This is a genomic window from Corallococcus sp. CA049B (assembly GCF_003611685.1).
GTDB lineage: Bacteria > Myxococcota > Myxococcia > Myxococcales > Myxococcaceae > Corallococcus > Corallococcus coralloides.
This window is the reverse complement of the sequence record NZ_RAWC01000457.1, coordinates 1-1,184: the sequence shown is the minus strand read 5'-3', so window position 1 is coordinate 1,184 and position 1,184 is coordinate 1. Positions and strand designations below refer to the sequence as shown.

Genomic DNA, 1,184 nt, shown 5'->3' with positions numbered 1-1,184 from the left:
GTCCCGGGTCGGGTGGGGGAGGCGGAAAAAACGCCAGAGGTAAGGTGACATGACCCGACCTTCAGGGTTATGCCCAGCGCCCGGTGCCATGGAGGCGCTTCGCACCCGGGACAAGGGCATGGACACGGAACTGGCGGGAATCCTCGGCTCGGCGGCACGGAATGTGCGGGTGAAGCTGGGTCTGACGCAGGCGGACGTGGCGGACCGCATCGGCATGGCGTCGGAGGTGTATGGCCGGCTGGAGCGTGGCCACATGCTGCCGAGCGTGCAGAACCTGCGCCGTCTGTGCGTCGTCCTGAACATCCCGCCGCACGACCTGCTGGGCCTGGGCGAGGAGTTCGCGGCGCCGCCTCCGAAGGAGAAGCCCCGGGCGCGGACGGAGGAGGACGTGCCGGAGATGCGGCGGCTGATGCGCAACCTGCGGCGGCTGACGCCGGTGCAGCTGAAGCTGATGAACCTGGTGGCGTCCGCGATGCAGCAGCAGAAGAAGAAGCCCTGAGAGGGCGTGGCGTTAGACTGTGCCCACCATGGTTGAAGAGCTGGTGCGGAGGCTGGACCTCAAGCCCCATCCGGAGGGCGGCTACTACCGGGAGACCTACCGGGCGGCGTTCCAGGTGCAGACGCTGCGAGGGCGCAGGTCCGCGGGGACGGCCATCTACTACCTGTTGCAGCGGGGGGAGTTCTCCGCGTGGCACCGGGTGGTGGGCGCGGACGAGCTGTGGCTGTTCCACGACGGGGAGCCGCTGGCGTTGCACCTGGTGCACGAGGACGGCCGGGTGGAGTCCCCGGTGCTGGGGCGGGACGTGACGCAGGGCCAGCAGCCGCAGGTGCTGGTGCCGGCGGGGGTGCTGCAGGCAGCGGAGCCGCTGGGCGCGTACACGCTGGTGGGGTGCACGGTGTCGCCGGGCTTCGAGTTCGCGGACTTCGAGCTGCCGGGGGTGGAGGCGCTGGTGGCCCGCCACCCGGCGCACGAGGCGCTGCTGCGAAGGTTCGCGAAGGCCGGGCGGCGCTGACGCGGCTCAGGTGCCCCAGGGGCGGAGCGGGGTGAGCAGCCCCGCCGCCTGGAGGCGCGCCTGGACGTCGGCGGCCAGGGCGACGTGGGCGGGGTTGGAGGCGGTGAACTTCTCCTGCGTGAGGGTGATGAGCGTGCCCCGGTCCGGGATGTGCTCCACCTGGACGGGGGA

At 71.4% G+C, this 1,184-nt stretch carries 3 protein-coding genes; 2 read left to right on the top strand and 1 reads right to left on the bottom strand.

Going from position 1 to position 1,184, the window contains the following annotated elements:
- Positions 1 to 118: 118 nt before the first annotated feature.
- Together D7W82_RS39700 and D7W82_RS39695 are read left to right on the top strand one after the other, a co-directional pair.
- A complete protein-coding gene (locus tag D7W82_RS39700) occupies positions 119 to 499 on the top strand; it encodes a helix-turn-helix domain-containing protein (RefSeq protein ID WP_014400835.1) in 381 nt (126 codons plus the stop codon).
- Positions 500 to 527: 28 nt separating this feature from the next.
- Positions 528 to 1,013, top strand: a complete 486-nt coding sequence (locus D7W82_RS39695) for a cupin domain-containing protein (protein ID WP_120623190.1) — start codon at positions 528 to 530, stop codon at positions 1,011 to 1,013.
- 6 nt (positions 1,014 to 1,019) lie between these two features.
- Here D7W82_RS39695 and D7W82_RS39690 read toward each other — a convergent pair whose 3' ends face one another.
- A complete protein-coding gene (locus D7W82_RS39690) occupies positions 1,020 to 1,172 on the bottom strand; it encodes an Imm52 family immunity protein (RefSeq protein WP_120623189.1) in 153 nt (50 codons plus the stop codon).
- Positions 1,173 to 1,184 lie beyond the last annotated feature (12 nt).